Source organism: Parapedobacter tibetensis, assembly GCF_024704835.1.
GTDB lineage: Bacteria > Bacteroidota > Bacteroidia > Sphingobacteriales > Sphingobacteriaceae > Parapedobacter > Parapedobacter tibetensis.
This window is the reverse complement of record NZ_JAMXBE010000010.1, coordinates 122,820-139,699: the sequence shown is the minus strand read 5'-3', so window position 1 is coordinate 139,699 and position 16,880 is coordinate 122,820. Positions and strand designations below refer to the sequence as shown.

General features: G+C 47.6%; 9 protein-coding genes. All 9 read right to left on the bottom strand.

The window, feature by feature from the left end:
- Positions 1 to 179: 179 nt before the first annotated feature.
- Entirely contained in the window at positions 180 to 2,114 is a 1,935-nt protein-coding gene (locus NF543_RS16415; RefSeq protein ID WP_257669262.1) for a glycoside hydrolase family 27 protein, read from the bottom strand.
- A 294-nt stretch (positions 2,115 to 2,408) separates the two neighbouring features.
- A complete protein-coding gene (locus NF543_RS16410; protein WP_257669261.1) occupies positions 2,409 to 4,148 on the bottom strand; it encodes a sulfatase family protein in 1,740 nt (579 codons plus the stop codon).
- 61 nt (positions 4,149 to 4,209) lie between these two features.
- Positions 4,210 to 5,004: a sialate O-acetylesterase gene (locus tag NF543_RS16405; RefSeq protein ID WP_257669260.1), complete on the bottom strand. Its 795-nt coding sequence runs from the start codon at positions 5,002 to 5,004 to the stop codon at positions 4,210 to 4,212.
- A gap of 18 nt (positions 5,005 to 5,022) precedes the next feature.
- Positions 5,023 to 6,273 carry a sialidase family protein gene (locus tag NF543_RS16400; protein ID WP_257669259.1) on the bottom strand — a complete coding sequence of 417 codons (1,251 nt, stop codon included), beginning with the start codon at positions 6,271 to 6,273 and terminating at the stop codon, positions 5,023 to 5,025.
- Between the two features lie 213 nt (positions 6,274 to 6,486).
- On the bottom strand, positions 6,487 to 9,324 hold the full coding sequence (locus NF543_RS16395; protein WP_257669258.1) for a glycosyl hydrolase: 2,838 nt from the start codon (positions 9,322 to 9,324) through the stop codon (positions 6,487 to 6,489).
- 50 nt (positions 9,325 to 9,374) lie between these two features.
- A complete protein-coding gene (locus NF543_RS16390; RefSeq protein ID WP_257957520.1) occupies positions 9,375 to 10,523 on the bottom strand; it encodes a sialidase family protein in 1,149 nt (382 codons plus the stop codon).
- Positions 10,524 to 10,571: 48 nt separating this feature from the next.
- The gene (locus NF543_RS16385; RefSeq protein ID WP_257669256.1) at positions 10,572 to 12,503 is read right to left on the bottom strand and encodes an exo-alpha-sialidase; all 1,932 of its coding nucleotides are present in this window, start codon (positions 12,501 to 12,503) and stop codon (positions 10,572 to 10,574) included.
- 43 nt (positions 12,504 to 12,546) lie between these two features.
- Positions 12,547 to 14,055: a RagB/SusD family nutrient uptake outer membrane protein gene (locus NF543_RS16380; RefSeq protein ID WP_257669255.1), complete on the bottom strand. Its 1,509-nt coding sequence runs from the start codon at positions 14,053 to 14,055 to the stop codon at positions 12,547 to 12,549.
- Positions 14,056 to 14,085: 30 nt separating this feature from the next.
- Positions 14,086 to 16,878, bottom strand: a complete 2,793-nt coding sequence (locus NF543_RS16375) for a SusC/RagA family TonB-linked outer membrane protein (RefSeq protein ID WP_257669254.1) — start codon at positions 16,876 to 16,878, stop codon at positions 14,086 to 14,088.
- Positions 16,879 to 16,880 lie beyond the last annotated feature (2 nt).

Below are 16,880 nucleotides of genomic sequence, written 5' to 3'. Positions count from 1 at the left end.
CCTCATAACTCAGTTAAATTTAATATTGGACATTGGTCTTTATGTAGAACATATCAACAAATATAGAGTTTAACGTTCGATAGTTCCAAATTATTGTTTAAAAATTGTTAAACGAGGGTTAATGTTCAATCAGCTTCTCCCCGGGGTCCGGGGAGCGATAACGTTATGCGTACTTCATATTATTTTATTTTCAACAGCTTAACGCCATGTCTATTGATGTCAAGATCAATATTTCCGCTAAACGTTCCTAAATCTTTCTGTGTCCACACATCGCGGGCATGATGGTTACGAGATAAGCCCAAAGCGGATAATGATAGTTTATATGATAGCGGAGTTTCACCAAGATTGAATATTCCCACAGCCATCGATCCATCTGACAAGGATTTTACCCACACCTGAATATCATCTTCTTTTAGGACTCTTGTAGCCTGATTCCCCAGCATGTCTTGATTAATGGCAATAACTTCAGCATTTGACAGTAAATTGTAAGTAAACGGATCCAAACGGGTTAAATCGGATCCGATTAGAAGCGGCGCACTAAGTAAACTCCAAAGTGAAATATGGGCATATTGTTCATTAGGAGAAAGCATGGTGGGCCTCAAATGCTGGCTCCATCCCACATAACCAACAACCAGCATGTCCGGATCATTCCAATGTCCCGGACCTGCATAGGATTCCAAGCCTGCCTGGCTAAAGCCGTTTTTTAAAATGCTTCCCCAATTGTCCCTTATATCACCCCTGGTACGCCATAAGTTTCCGCCAATAGATTTTCCCCATTTCCAAACATCTTTATTCCCGTATTGACACAGACTAAAGACAATGTCTCTATTCACACTTTTTAACGCATCGCCCATCAAGCGATACGGTAATTGGGCTTCGTTTAAATCCGGTTCCGGAACTACGCCTCGGTATCCGCACCAATCATATTTCAAGTAGTCAAATCCCCATTTTGCGAATTGTTGAGCGTCCTCCATTTCATGTTCATAACTACCTTCATAACGTTGGCACGTTAGTGGTCCGGGTGATGTATAAATCCCTGCTTTAAGCCCATATTCGTGCAAATACCCCGTCAAAGATTGCATATCCGGGAAATCTTTATTGGACAAAATGCTTCCGTTATCATCCCTTGTCTTACCGACCAGTTCATGTTCATTAAAACGTACTTTCTTTGTGTTGGTACGGAAAGCTACGTTCGCCTCGTAATAAGGTTTCCGAATCGCTTTATCTTCCCCTTCGGGCATATGCTCGATATCCGGCACCTTCATCCAGCAATCATCAATATTAATATAGCTCCAACCGAAATCTGCAAGGCCCGAGTCAATCAGGATATCTGCAGCATTTTTAATATCAGCCGCCGTAACATTGCACGCATAGGAATTCCAGCTATTCCAGCCCATTGGTGGGGTTAGCGCAATATCTCCGCCTACCTTAATTAACACGTGCTGTTCATCCTTACCATGTTTATTTTGAGCGGTAATAACAACATCATATGCTCCCTTTTTAGCGATGCTTCCTCTAATTACACCAGACTCTTCGTCTAAATAAGAACCCGGTGGCAATCCGTTAACCGCATATCGCATTGGCTTCTCGCCAGAAACCGCAATCCTATAGATGATCTCATGGTTTGGACGCACGCCGTATAGTTTCGGACTATTTATTTTTGGACTTTTACTCGGTTTAGGTGTTAAAATAATATACTCTGCCTTCCTCGAAGCCAAGTAAACTGCCCGGAGACTTACGAGATCTTCCATGGTTCTAACGGCTGAATCAAGCGGTTCCGGCGCTACTCCGCGTTCATTACATGAAACCCTGTATGCATCTAAATACTTATTCGCCAGGACCTGCGTTCCTTTAATTCCCTTTGGTAATGCATCACTCCAGATACCATCACGCTCTTCCCAACTCATTTCCAGAAGAACATCAGCATTGGTGAAACGACCCCTCAATTCATACCAAAGATGACTAACATTATTCTTCCATGCTGAAGAATCGGTATGGGTAATAGAATGATACATTTCGGAAAACCAGCTACTATCACGTACTTGGCTTAGGGCACTATTAGCAAACACACATAAAAAAAGTGTTACTAAACAACAAAGACCAGTGTATTTCATCTGTTTATTTTTAATTTTATTGATGTCATTATTTGACTTTTCAAGGCATCAATGAGCTCGCAAGCTCGGTTCAATGGCCAGATGGAACCTTTGATGATTAATCCGCCAGCTGGCGGACCCCTGTGGGTTTAACTGCAAAGCATTCATGAACGCCGTTAAAAATAGACAGGAATGTGAATAATGATTATTTTTAATCATGTCGGTTTCATATGTTTTTATTCTTTTGGCGTTTATAGTTAAATTTATCCAATTATTACAAATAGCATTTACCGGGGGTTATGCTCATTTCAACCATTAAGCCGGCCCTAAGCGAGGCATCCATGCCGTCTCCTTAAACATATCAGCTTGCATGGCCCGGTGCATCATTTCCATTTTCAGTTCCTTGAAGTCTTCTTGTTGCCATAGGTTGTTGAATTCCTGTGGATCGGTCTGTAAATCGAATAGCTCTCCTTCATCGGAATGCATGTACCAGGTTATTTTATACCGTCCTTCGATATAGGTCTTCTGGTAAAATTTAGTAGGCTGGAAGTGATTTTCAGTAATGACCCAATCGCGTACCTTGTCAGCTTTGCCATACCAGAGGGCCGAGGCATCAACACCGCTCATGGTTGTCGGTTTTTCGCCGCCGGCAAGGGAGATAAAGGTCGGGGCAAGATCCACCACGGATATGAGGGCATCAGTGCGCCCGCCCGATGGAAAGCGGTCTTTCCATGAAACGACAAACGGAATACGCAGGTCTTCCTCAAAAGCGAAGCCGCCCTTGGCATAAAGGCCATGCGTACCCAGGTGATGCCCGTGATCGGTGGTAAACACGATGATGGTGTTTTCCAGCTGACCGGTTTGCTCCAGGTGATCCAGGATCTTGCCGATGTAGTGATCCATCATAGAGATCATGCCGTAATAGATGGCTTTGTCCCGCTTGGCTTTTTCGGGATTCACCAGGTGACTGTAGAATCCATGGACGCCCTGTCCGTCTTCCATGTATTGCTTGTTCCATCCTTTTTGGTTGGTCTGCGTCATCCGGTAGTGGTGCGGCATGTCATCCAGATCGCCTTGGGGCACCTCGGGCAGGACCATATCTTCGGGGTCATACATTGAAGCCCATGGCTCGGGAACCAGGTAGGGCGGATGCGGGTCAAAAAAACTTGCCCACACGAAAAAAGGCCTTCCATCTTTGATTGATACATCGATTTGTGCATTGGTCTGGTCGGCTATCCATGCATTTAAATGGTATTCACCGGGGATGTTCCATACCCCATTCTGGGCGTTCCCTTGTGCGGCATGTTCCTCCATAATGGGCCGCATCACCGCGTTTGCCGCATTAAATTTCGCTTGCCGGGGTTTGCGGTACCATTGTTTCCATGTTGCGGGATCGTGCCCCGCTTCTTTTAGCTTGCGTTCCATCCAGAGGGCATAATGCTGGCCAACATGCGCTTCGTCGCCATGCGGCCGGGCCAGCTCGACCGACTCAAACCCATAGAACGGCCCGCGGTAATGGGTCCAGAAGTCCAGGTCCTGGAGTACCGGATAGGCTTCCAGCGAGGGGTACTCGGCGTTGCCCGCCAAGGGCATGAAGTGCGCTTTGCCAACCAATGCTGTACGGTAACCCAATTCTTTCAGGTAGTCGCCAACGGTAGGGACGGTTTCTGGAAGCTTGGTACCGAGGGCATACGCGCCGTGCTGCGAGGGGTACATGCCTGTAATCATCGAAGCCCTCGCAGGGGTACATACAGGATTGCAGGTATAGGCACGGTCGAAAATCATACCTGATTTGGCCAGTCGATCGAGGTTAGGTGTTTTCAGGGTGGTATCGTTGTAACCCACGCCCATCCAGTATTGCTGGTCGCTCGTAATAAACAGCATATTGGGCTGGCGGTCTGTCGCCGGCACTGCTTCCACCGGCACGCCATAGGCTTTCCGGTATTCTTCGCGGACGGCGGGTACGTCGTTGTGGAATACGCGCAGCGGTGCCCGCTGGGCCAGCAGTGCTGAGGTGCATAAATTCGTAATCAAAAGCAAGATGATTTTTTCCATTTCTTTCATTTTTACCACATAACGGTAGTTTGTTCCAGATAAACGGGCAACGAATCCTTCACTACCTAATTGACAGGACGGCCCTTGCAAACCTTATTCCCAATTCGTGAGCAGATTCACTGTTTAGGTGGACACCATCTCCCTTATGAGTCAGCCCTTCAGACGAAACGACCCATGTATTTTTAACCTTTAACGGCAGTTTAGCGAGTTGCTCATTTATCAATGCATAGCTATCCTTGTACCTACCTAATTCACTAACCACAAAAGGTAAATCGGGGGTATTCGATTCCTTTCTTATTCTTGAGATTAACTTCGATAATTTTTTCAGATACTTATGCTTCTTTTTTTCTGTGCTATTCGCTTCACCCTGCATCCACAGCACCCCTTTAATCACGCCGTATTTTTGTGCTGTCTTCAGCCGGCGCACGGCATCATCAAAGGGGTAGGTTTTGGTGATTTCATCGAAACTACCGGGGGTCCACTTTCCTATATCCGTGCCGCCAACGGCGCAAGGAACCAAACCCACACGGATAGCGGAATCCGCCTCAGCGATTTCCATCCCAAACGAAAGCCCTGGTCCTACGCCTGCCCTTTTCGGTTTATCGAAATGTAGAGGATGTTTTGCCTTCACCCAATGTCCTTCAGCATCCAGGGCGAAAACCCTTTCATGCTCCATAGCTGCAAATTCCGGTGTGATTTTTCCCCTGCCAGCCATATTGGATTGGCCCAACAAAAGATAAATATGGAAGTCGTCATCCTTTTGCACTTCTTGCCCTAGCACGATTGGGACCCCCAGTGTGACTAGATACACGCAAAGAACCACGGACACGCTATAAATCCTGCGAAATACTTTCATAACGATATCCTAATAGCTTTACGGCTCGGATTGTCCATTTAATATCCATGGGATATTGAACCTATGGAATTCGATAGATCGATGTGAGGTAGCGTTGCCTACATTTTCGTTATATTCGACTAATGCGCCAATCTTGTAATCTGCTGTTTTTGTCATACTTGAATACCCACCTTTACCTTGATTGCACGTTTCGGTTTCCGTAAGCCAATCATGAAGTCTACGGCTTCTGGGCCATGTAGCTCCACTGTTATAGCTAATCCTTACACGCATTTTGCAGCGTCTTTCTGTGCTGGCCGGATTCAAGAATATTAAACGATCACGATCGCCGGCATACCGTATAATCGACGCCTGGCACTTCGGATCTAACAACGTCGCATCATGTACAAACGAATTAAAGCCGCCGCTTAGCGACCCAGACGCTTTCCACCTGCGCTTATGCTGGTTCCATTGGGTACTATTCGGGCGATCATTACGCAACAACGACCCGTTATCCCGCTCTACAATCGCGCCTTCATTTGTGCCGCCGTGAATTTGTTGGTACGCCCAGGTATTTCCTCCGTCGGTGCTATAAATATTTCTCCGAGTGGCCGGAATAATCAATGCGCCGTTATCCGGTGATTTGGCTTTTTGTATCCCATTACCTGGCCCCATGGCATCCCAGGCATATCCGGGAGGCAAAAGCGTAGATGTCATATTCTGACGAGGTGACCAGGTAAGCCCATGGTCATCACTATAAGTCATATAAACCCTTCGGTCCCCCCAGGAATCAATTTTGTCGTAACCATCGTTCCCATTTTGATTATGAAATTCATCATTCCAGGACATGAACAACCAAACCCGGCCTGTATTCTGGTCAACTACAGGTGTAGGGTTACCCCAGGTACCTTGCCCCCAGCCTACCACTTCCTTCAGCGATGACCAACTTGCACCGTGGTTTGTCGATCGTTTATAAACCAAGTTAATATTGCCATAGTCCCGATTATTGGCTACACGCCCTTCCGCAAATGCCAGTAGTGTACCATTAGTCGTTCTGACCAGTGCGGGGATACGATAAGAATGGTACCCATCCGTGCCCCCATTAAAGAGAACGGTGTGGCTATGAAACTGTGGAGCCGCAAGAACGCCCGCTTCGAGTGAAAAATCATCTTGCAATTCAGACTCCGGTACGTTATCGATACCCGCTTCTTTGCTGCACGACAGAATAAAAAGAATCGTAAAACAGGACAAGCCTTTCAGAACCACCTGTTTAATTTGTAAAAATTGTATCATAATTCATAAATTAAATAATTGAAAACTACTTTGTTATATGGTTTGAAATTGGTTTATATGTAGAACATATCAACAAATATAATATTTATTATCTGACAATTCCAAGATTATGTTAAAAAAAATCACGACCAATCCAGCAAACTAAGCGAGGAAGCGATTCTCAAAAACGTCAGCTAATCCGTCTGATTGGAAATAGGTTATAAAAAATGCCATTTAATGTGCTAAAATCTCAACTTCCCCATCTATTCCCGACGGGATCTTTTTATAGTTTTTAGTCCATACGTTAGAAACAGGGTCTTTCAACTCCATCATATAGTTGCTCAAAAGCGTAGTATACTTAATCTCCAGTGTATTTTCTCCTTTATTAAGGTGTTTGGCCAACGCAAAAGAAGGCACGCCATACCAGCTTTCTCCAATTTTCGTATTGTTTAAGAATACTTCCACAACTCCCTTATTCGTATTATTAATTCTCAAAACATCACCTAATCCGTCTGATTGGAAAGTGGTTTTATAATAAACGGTACCCGCAAACGCATGGAGCAAAGAATCATTTGACGTGCCGAATTCACGAAGTATATTTGATTCATTACGGGTAAACTCGGTTCCGTTTACATGTTTAAAGGTCATTTGCCAATTGGCATTGAGTGATTTGATTGACTTGTATTCCTTGCTTTCAAGTGCATAATCCACCACATCTTCTTCATCTGACGGGTCGAAAATCAATAGGATAGATTGCAAAGGCCGCAATTTAATAGATAAGCTATTGCTGCTTTTTCCATTTGCATATTTTTCTCTTGTCCCATCTTCCGGATTCCATATCCATGGCGTTTTTCCAGTCAATGGGAAGTCTACATAAAAACTTATTTCTTCCGACCTGTTCGTGTTGGTGAAGAAATAAATATCGCTGTCTCCTGCCGTTTTATGTATTTGGAATATATTTTTATTGGGGGTTTTAATCTTCACATCGTATACATCCTCTCCTCCGTGTGACAATGTCTTTAACATATTATCTACCCATGGAAGCAGTTCGTCTTTATTTTTGGGAGCAGGCACCCGGTGAAAATTGGAAGAATAATTTTTTGCTAGCAGATTGAACGCGTCGCTAACAATTTTGTCTCCCTGTGCTTTATCTTTCATTGAAAGCGATCTATTTGGAGTTTTGTCTATTCCAACGAGCGTTCCCCCGGATTTTACAAAGTCAGCCAATTTTTTAGCAACGTTAGGTTCAACCGATTCCACGGACGCCAACATGATTACGTCAAAAGACATTGGACCGTATATCAACTGCCCGTTACTTACTTCTCCGTTTTTGATAATATCATCCGTAATATAGTCACAAGAACTGCCTGCCTGACTAATCCCCTCCCACAATCTGTAAGCATACCACGGTTGTGTGTTAAAGTGTGTCCTTATTAATCCATGATTAGCCCATACGTCATTTTGTGGGGCAACGATTGCAATTTTCTTTACCGGGTCGGAATGTTGAAATACATAGGAAAGCCTTGCGTTATATGCCGCCCATTTCGGAAAATAGGGCCACCACGTATTATATTCGCTGAAATAGGCACCATACCTCACCCAACCGGGGAAACCGGCATGCGGCGGGGAATAATTATAACCATGCAATACGGAATGATTAATCCCTGTTATAAAATTCATATCGTCGCTTTGCTTGATGTCCTCCAGCGAGGCTTTAAAAACACCCTTCGTATTGGTCATCGCCTCAACACTAATAATGCGCTTATTGGTCAAGTGACCTGCGGATGAAGCATATAAGTTCCAAATCATATAACCATGCCCCTGATGCCAATTCCACTCGTTGGAATACATGTCGGACGCAAATAGCCAATTATTGCTTTCGGGAATATCGACGGCCATATTTCCTTCCAGTATCCCCAATAACCACGGAAATCCATAGGCCTGATACCGGCACAGCACCTCGTTATCGCTACAATACTGCTGGAACACTTGAACAAAGTTCTTCAGAAATGTATTCACCAGCAATCGGTTATAATCATAACGAATACGAGCCAAATCATCAGTAAACGCAATGTTGTACTCACTTTCCGTATAACCGCTATAAAGATCATAAAATATGAAAGGCAGCCATGGTTCAACCCGATAGCCATATTCGGCAAAGAAAAGATTAGGCAGCTCCTGAGTCCAGTTAGCGCCGCCCAACTCGATACTATCGCAAAACAACGCTCTTATCAAGGAGGATAGTGGAACACCTGTATCTTGGCTTATCCTGTTCAGTCTATCCAAATAGGCTTGGGTTACGTCGGCCCGATAATGGTCCATCACGTTACCGGCCCCTCCCGGGGCACCATGGACAACTTTACGATACCCTTTTTGCAAAATACCATAGATAAGTTCATACCTTCCCTCAGGAATCGTATATGTTAGTGTATCCCCTGCCGTTTTAAATTGGTCTGTTAAATCAATTTGGTCTGTTATCGATTCAATGTTTACAGGCACTAGTCTGATAAACAACATCTCATAATGATCGACTGCCTCTTTTTGGGGGCGCGGTGACGCTGCTATTGCCTGATCATATAGTCCCTTGAGGCTCTCGTTTACCCGATCGCCTCCTTTGCATGGTAAACGATGGACAATCGCTCTTTCAATAACCTGATCTTCCGTCAAAAATTCGCCCCCGAAAGGCCATCCGGTACCGACAAGTAAATCGACAACCATATCCCTGGCCTTCGCCTCCTCAGCAGCATACCGAACCATCTCATTCCATTCTTTACTTAACCACACCAAGGGTTTCGATTTGTCATCGCTTACACCTTCAGGCAACGCAATTGGATTTATTTCGACCCCGCCAATTCCGGCTTTTTTCAGCACATCCAACTCCCTAGCTAGCTCATTTTTTGTAATACGGTTGCCGTTCCACCACCACCTAGCAAAGGGTCTGGAATCGGTCGGGGGATCGATAAATTCCTGAAAAGAAACTTGCCCAATAACAGGAAAAAAGGACATCAATGACAGCAATAGCATACATGGCATGATCAAATATGCCTTAGGTATCCCATTCGTAACAGTCATAATAACGGGTTATAATTATGTATTCGGCGGGCGCCGTGTGTTGATTTCGTTCAGCGGCCTACTAGCTCGTCCATGGTCACCCGCTTTAATACAAGCGACCAATTATCTTTCGGGTTATGTTTCGTTTCAAATAAGCAATAGACGGTGCCATCGGCTCCCATGGTAATGTCCGAGTAACCTGAAATCCCTTCGTTGACCACCCGCTCTATTGCCCAGGTTTTACCGCTGTCATCGCTCGCCTTCAGCGTCAGGTTCTGGCGGGGATGCTTCGGAATATGCTCGCTATCTGGATTCAAGAAGAGCAAATAATCTTTTCCATGATATGGAGCGGCGATCATGCTTGACATGCAGATCGGCTCAAACAGTGCTTCATCATATGTTGGCGTGGTCCAGCCCGAAATCACATTCTTGCTGAAACTTACGCCTTTGCGCCTTTTGACAGACTCGTTCCGGATGCTCAGCATCACCCTGCCATCGGGGAGCTGCACGGCCATGGTTTCGCTTGGGTCTTTGAAACCATCTGCCTCGGGCACCATGGCTCCGCGGCGCCACGTTTTGCCGTTGTCGTCGCTGTAAATGGTCGCAATCCGTGAAGGATGGTGGCTCCGATGTGGTTTTATCTTGTCCGAATTAGCCAACCATACCGGCACCAGTAGCCGCCCATTCTTGAGCTGTATGCCATGCCCCGGCGCTGGAGCCAATACCTTCCAATCGTAATCCTTTTTGAATGCGTCGAACGTCGAGGTAATGTTTACCGCCGGCGACCAGGTGAGTCCATCGTCAGTGGATTGGGTATAGTATGCATAGGCGTAGTCGCGTTGGTACAACAGATGGATGGTGCCATCGCTTCCCACGATGGGAGCGGGATTGTCCGTCGGCTTGCCGCCCGCACGTTCGGCGACCACCTGTATGGCCCCCCACGTGTTACCCCCGTCTTCACTTCGCCGCAGCAATAAATCCATATCCGCCCAGTCGCTCGCACTTTCTATCCGCCCTGCGGCAAATGCGAGGAGCGTTCCTTTCTTCGTGAGCACCAGCGCCGGTATACGGGTAGACGAGTATTCACCTGCCTTTGGTTCAAATACAACAACTTCATCCTTCTTTTCTGTTGCTACGGTCTGGGCGACCACACCATTCAACTGTGCAGTACATATGATCAATGCAACTGCTTGAAACCATTTTCCTATCTGCTTACACATTTTCAATACCATCATAAGTTACCAATACAATTTTAAATCAATCAAACACTATTTTCGATATACTACAATGCCTTCCCTCGGACTCTCCACGCCGCCTTCCCCAACAATGACCACAGTCCCATCTTCTAATGCCACAGCATCCAGCGCCCCAATCGGCGAATTATAACCACGATAACTCAAGTGGTCGAACAACGGCGCACCCTGCCCGAAGGATCCCCCTTCGTCCTGGCTTGAAAACAATACCGGGTTTACGCTATAGACCGGACCATTATACGTTCGGCTGTCCGACGTTCTGTTGATCGGTGTAATCAAATGCACCGTTCCATCAGTCGATTTGACCATGGTGGCCGGGAACATGTGCCCGAAATCTCCCGTACTCACATCTGCGCTGAGATTCTCCGGCGCTGTCCAGGTTTCCCCGCCATCGCTGCTGTAGGAGACCAACCGGCTCCGGGGCGTCGTATTGCCATGCCCCACCACCATCATCAGCCTGGAATCGGCCAGTTCGATCACGGTGCCCGACTGGCGATTGGTGCCGGGTATCCGCGCCTCCGATAGTCGCCATGACTGCCCACCGTCATCAGACAATGCTACGCGCACCTGCCGACCGTCATGCACCACCGGCATCACCAAGCGGTTTTTAAAGGCGTCCGACGTCAGTTCAATGCCATGCCCCGGTCCGCTCTTCACGTACCCCACATCGGATTTCAGGTAGTCGGTAATCTCGCTGGGGGTCGACCAGGTTTGCCCATTGTCGCTGGAAACCACCTGATAGACGCGCTGCTGGCTTGGGTCAAAGGTATAGCTTTCATCTTGAACATGCCCAGGCAAGAGACTATAATGCAGTATGATATCCCCCGATGCTGTCGTGACCACCTGGGGAAAAGCAAACGTTTGGTCGGTGCCCTGTCCGGCTACAACCGATAGCTGTTCGTTCCACGATGTACCCTGAGAGGACGATCGGCGCATGATGATGTCCGTATCACCGGCAGGCATGGTTTGCTGGGCAACCCGCTCGTCGTCCGAACGCGGGTTTGACCTGCCCTCGGCAAACAATAATAAGTCGCCATTCGATGCCTGCGCCAGCGCAGGTGACTGTATACGGTTATATCCCTGCTCATACTCATGCATGGCGTAATCTACCGTGAAGGCATCCATACTCTCGATGTAGAAGTCATGCACCGTCACGAAATTGCGCCAAGGCCTGATCGTCGGTGTGAAGTAAAACGTCTCGCCCGGAATCTTGAACTGAAAACACAGCGTTCCGTTGATTTTGAAGTAAAACAGCCCATCATGTATCACCACCTCGATCTCAGCAGGAATTCCGGGCACAACCACCTCATTCACCGTCGGCCATCCTTGGTTGGCGTCCACATTTGCGGTCGTCCCATACAGGTTGATAAAAAACGTCGGCGCGATGTTCGAAAACCCATCCATCCCCAAAACAAAGGCTTCACCATTATCCCAGCTGATCCCAAGGAGCAGCCCAAGTGCGGTACCGCTAAACGTACCAACCGTCATCTTGGTGTACATATAGAAGCTTTTTCCCGGACCTATGGGCACAAAGTATTTACTAAGTGCCCAGTTAAATTGATAGCTGTTTGGGTTGCCCCCGAAGTGGTCAGCGTTCGAAATGGGATAGTAATTGCGGTGCGGAATCATCCGCATGCCATCGGGATCGGATTTCCATGATAGGGTATCCCCTGCCGGATAAAAATCGGTATACCCCTTGAACAATATCCTACCGTAATCGGGCACGCCGTCACGCATGAGCCAAATGCCGGCTTCGCGATTCTCGTCAAACGGAAACGGCAGGCTATCCGGCATGCGCTGTTCTTCGTCGTAAGGTCCTGGAAAGCCGAAATGCTGTTCCTTGTAACATCCCGAAAGCAGCAAGGTCAGCAGGCAAAAAGCCATTGCCATACCTGCAATTGCCTTCTTGCGCAACACATCGTATTTTATATCGATTAATACTTTCATGATTCTTAGTTTTTTCGTTGTACGCTCATTGCCAATCACCAAATTATTTCCACAGCAGTGGATCCACCGGGATGAACCAGTTCTGTTCAAACCGCAGTTTCTCTTCCACCCGTTCGTGCGTCCCTGGCGGGTATTTAGCCGCCACATGCGGTGCCAATTTATTCTCGCCGGAAAGTTCCGACCACAACATCAGGTCATACCAGCGTTTCCCTTCAAATGCAAATTCCCGTGCCCTTTCATTAAAAAGCTGCGCTAGCATAAACGGCTTGTTCGTATAGTCGATCTCTTCTGGCAGCAAAGGGAGCAATCCTCTCGCCTCCCGAACCATGTTTAAGAAATTAAATGCCGAGGAGTAGTCATTAAGCATCAAATCGGCCAATGCCTTGAACAGGTAGGCATCAGCACTCCGGTATAACTGCCAGCTTGCATTGCTCTGATAAGGCGGGCGCATGGATAACACATTGTCCGTACCGATATACTTCCAGATGACGGTGTCTTGTCCGATAACCTTATAGCTGAAACTCGTGCGGATATCGCCTTCTTCCTGGAAAAATATGGTATTGATTACGTGAGACACTGGTTTTAAATGATAGCGCCCCCCATCGGCAGGAACCTGTGACGTAAACTCCTGGAGGCGGTTTGTCTCGAAACTCTTTTCGTATTGATAACCAAGAAGAAACATCGAATGCTGCGAGGCGTAAGAACCGGTAAACTGGTTTATCCAGTTGCCTGACGTCCCCAACCCATGGTTGTTGTTGGTGATTGGTGAATTGGCGAATGCGGAGGCCGATTGATACTCGCCGAGCCACAGCGCCAGCTCAGTAGCAAAGGTATTGGCCGTGGCTTGGGACATCCGTCCATATCGCTGTTGGGCAGGCAAACTATTGCGGTCCCATTGGTAGTTGAGCGGTAGGATCCCCAGTACGGTGAGCACATCGTTATAAATCATCAGCCAGACCTCCTGTTTGTCCTCTGGAAACTGATAAAGCCCCCGGATTTCATGGACGGTCAGGGCCGCTGTAGCCCGCGAAACCGTATCGCCCTGTTCATTCACGAACCGGATTTCCTCGGCATAATCTGATCGGATAATCGGAAAGCGATCAAAGGTCCTTACCAGCAGGTAATAACAGTAAGCCCGAAGCAGTAACGCTTCACCATAGAAGGCCCCCGCATCCCTGTCAAGGATCTTGTCATCTACCGCCATCACGTCATACACTCGCTCCAGCTGGCGGTTACAGCGGGCGATGGTCCGATAAATACCCGAATAATCGGTATGTGGGTTATTCACCGTGACATTATTCAACACAAACTCGTTGACATAGGGATCGGGCTCAGGTTGCCCCGTTGTAACCATATCTGCACGGGCGTCACCCCATAGCAAGAACTTATGCACTTCTTTTGTTAAGGACTGATACATTCCGATGGCAGCGGCGTTCAGGTCCTCCCGGTTTTTATAAAACTCATCTTCCTTTACCGCATTGTAGGGGGTGACCTCAAAAAAGTCAGTGCATCCAGCTAATGCAATAAAGCCAATCCACATTAATTTCTTCATAATTGATTTCATGCTAACATTAATCTAAGGTTAAAGGGATAATTTAACACCCACCACGAATGTCTTGGGCAGTGGCGATGCACCAAAATCAATCCCCCTCATTAGCGGATCGCTGTATGATACCACTTCCGGGTCCATGCCACTGTAATTGGAGATGGTCAGCAAATTTTCGCCCGTTACGAACAGCTTAACCCCGCGTAGAAACCGCAGGTGCGTTTCGGTGTTGATCGCATAGCTCACGGTCACGTATTTCAACCGCAGGTATCCACCGTCCTCCACCCACATATCGGATGCGATGCCATTGAAAGAGGGATCACCGAAGGCGGCCCTGCTCAGCCCGTCACCTTGTTCGGTGACCGATTTCCATCGGCCTGCAACGGCTGGGGATTGGTTGGAATAATCGCTCATCAGTTGCATGCGTTGATTAAAGCTGTTGTAGATCTCCTGTCCGTACGAATAGGCAAATTGCGTGCTCATGGATAGCCGTCCCCATCCGACCGTCGTACCAAAACCGCCGAAGAGCGTCGGCAATGCTGAACCAATTACCTGCCTATCCAATTCATTGATCTTCGAATCCCCGTTTACATCGTCTATGATATAGTCGCCGGGCCTATAGTTGGTGCCATCGGCTTTACGCAGGTAAACATCTTCTTCTGAACCAAATACACCGAGCACGCGATACCCATAAAAACTACCCATCTGCTCACCAGCCAATGCCACCCCATCGACATTTCCGAGTGTCCTGATGACCTCCCCGTTGCCCAAAGACTCCAAGCGGGTATTCAGTGTCGACAGGTTGCCAAAGACTGACCAAGAAAACCGATCGGTGTTACGAAGAAGATTTACATTCAAGGCCAGTTCCAGCCCGTGGGAATACATCACGCCCCGGTTTTCAAATTGGGGGCCCAATCCGATTTCGATGGGAACGGCCTTGGAGGTAATGAGGTCATGTGTCCGTTTGTAGTAGTAACCCAGATCCACGGTGGCCCGATTTCCAAACAGCGCGACCGCCAGGCCGCCGTCTGCGGTATTGGTGATCTCCGGACCGATGTCCGTGTTAGCAACATTTCCTAAGTAAGCCCCGCCGTATCCGAAGTATCCAACGGGATAATACAGGTTATAATGATAAAAACCGCGGACGTCATGATTGCCGCTAAGCCCCCAGGATGCGCGTAACTGCATTTGATGCCGGTTATTCGGTTGTAGCAAATCTACCGCCGCGCTTACCCCGGGATAAACATTCCATCGTCCTTTGGACCCGAAATTGGATGAACCTTCCAAGCTCACATTGGCCGAGAAGGTTGCCCTGTCCAACACGCGGATGTCGCCACTAGCGTAAATCCGCATCAGGTTCGACTGGAACTTGGTGTTAGAAGCACTATCCGCCGTCCCTTGCTCCAGCGTTTCGTAATCATCTGTGCCGGCATTGATCTTTCGGGCATAAACCGTCTTCTCCTCAAATAGTTCCACCCAAGCACCCACACGTCCTTTATAACTTGCCCAATCGCTCAATACACCGTTCTGATCCAAATGGGAGTTCCACAGCAACGTAAATTCGCTGGAAGACCGTTGTGCGTTCTGACGAATACGGTGCCGATCGTTCACGATACCTAGCGCAGGCCGATATTGCTTCTCTTTCAGGTTGAAATAATTCACCGCCATGACCGAGGTCAACGACGTGCGCTCACCTGCTTGCCATGTTGCGCTGATGGAACCGTCTACCCGGTTTTCCTCATTGTCATTAGCCATATTGTTTACTAATGCCCAGGGATTGCTTTTACCCAGCACGTCTACATCCGCCAGCAAGTCGGTCAGCTGGTTTTCGTCATTGTATGCGTAGCGTCCCATAAAAGGCGCCTTGGTCGCAGCGGTATAAATGGGATGCACATCCCAGTTGCTTCCTTGTTCAAGATAGCCTGCCGTTGTATTGGCATAAGCCAAGTTGTTTGTGATTTTAAACTTCTGTGAAAGCTGATAGTCTAGATTGAAACGCATGCTGATGCGCTGCATATCGGTACCGATCAGTGTGCCCTCCTTATCGGTATACCCCACACTGAATAAGTAGTTGGCATCGGCGTCGCCGCCCTTTAATTTCAGATGATAGTCGCTGAAGGAGGCCCTTCTTGTAATCATATCTACCCAATCCGTTTGATACGCATATTGCGGCAAGGCAGGGTCAAATATGGGGTTACTCGCCAATTCACTACTAGAAACCCCGTTTTCTTCCATCACTTCCCGTAGATACCGTTTAAACCCATCAGCTCCCATACGGCTCACCTGATACGTTGCGTCTGACAATCCATAGTTGGCGGTGAAATCGATCTGGGTACCGCCGAACTCGCCCCGATCCGTGGTCAGGTAAATCGCTCCGTTTGCGCCTCTCCCTCCGATTTCCGACAATTCTTTTCCGCCATTGGCGATATAGATTGCTCCGATGTCGTGTGGATTGATAAAACCGAAGCGCGTTGGCTCAAATACCGATAGAAAAGACGGCAGGTCCCTATTGTATCGTACGGATATCCCATCTATGAACACTTGCGGGGTCACATTTAAATTGACGCTGTGTATACCCCTGATCATCAATTGGGGCGCCGAACCGACCACTCCAGATTCCGTTACATGGATCTTTGCATTGCCAGCCAATACCTCGGCAAAGGAAACCGCATCACTTTGAACGGGTATCCGCACCTGCGTAGTGGCAGCAATCACACTGTCTTTCAGCGCATTCATGGATAAACTATCCTGTTCTGCCTGACCGTAGGCTGGCCATGCAGCGTACCCAAGCGAAGCAAGTACCACCAAACTCTTATATAAATATTTCATTG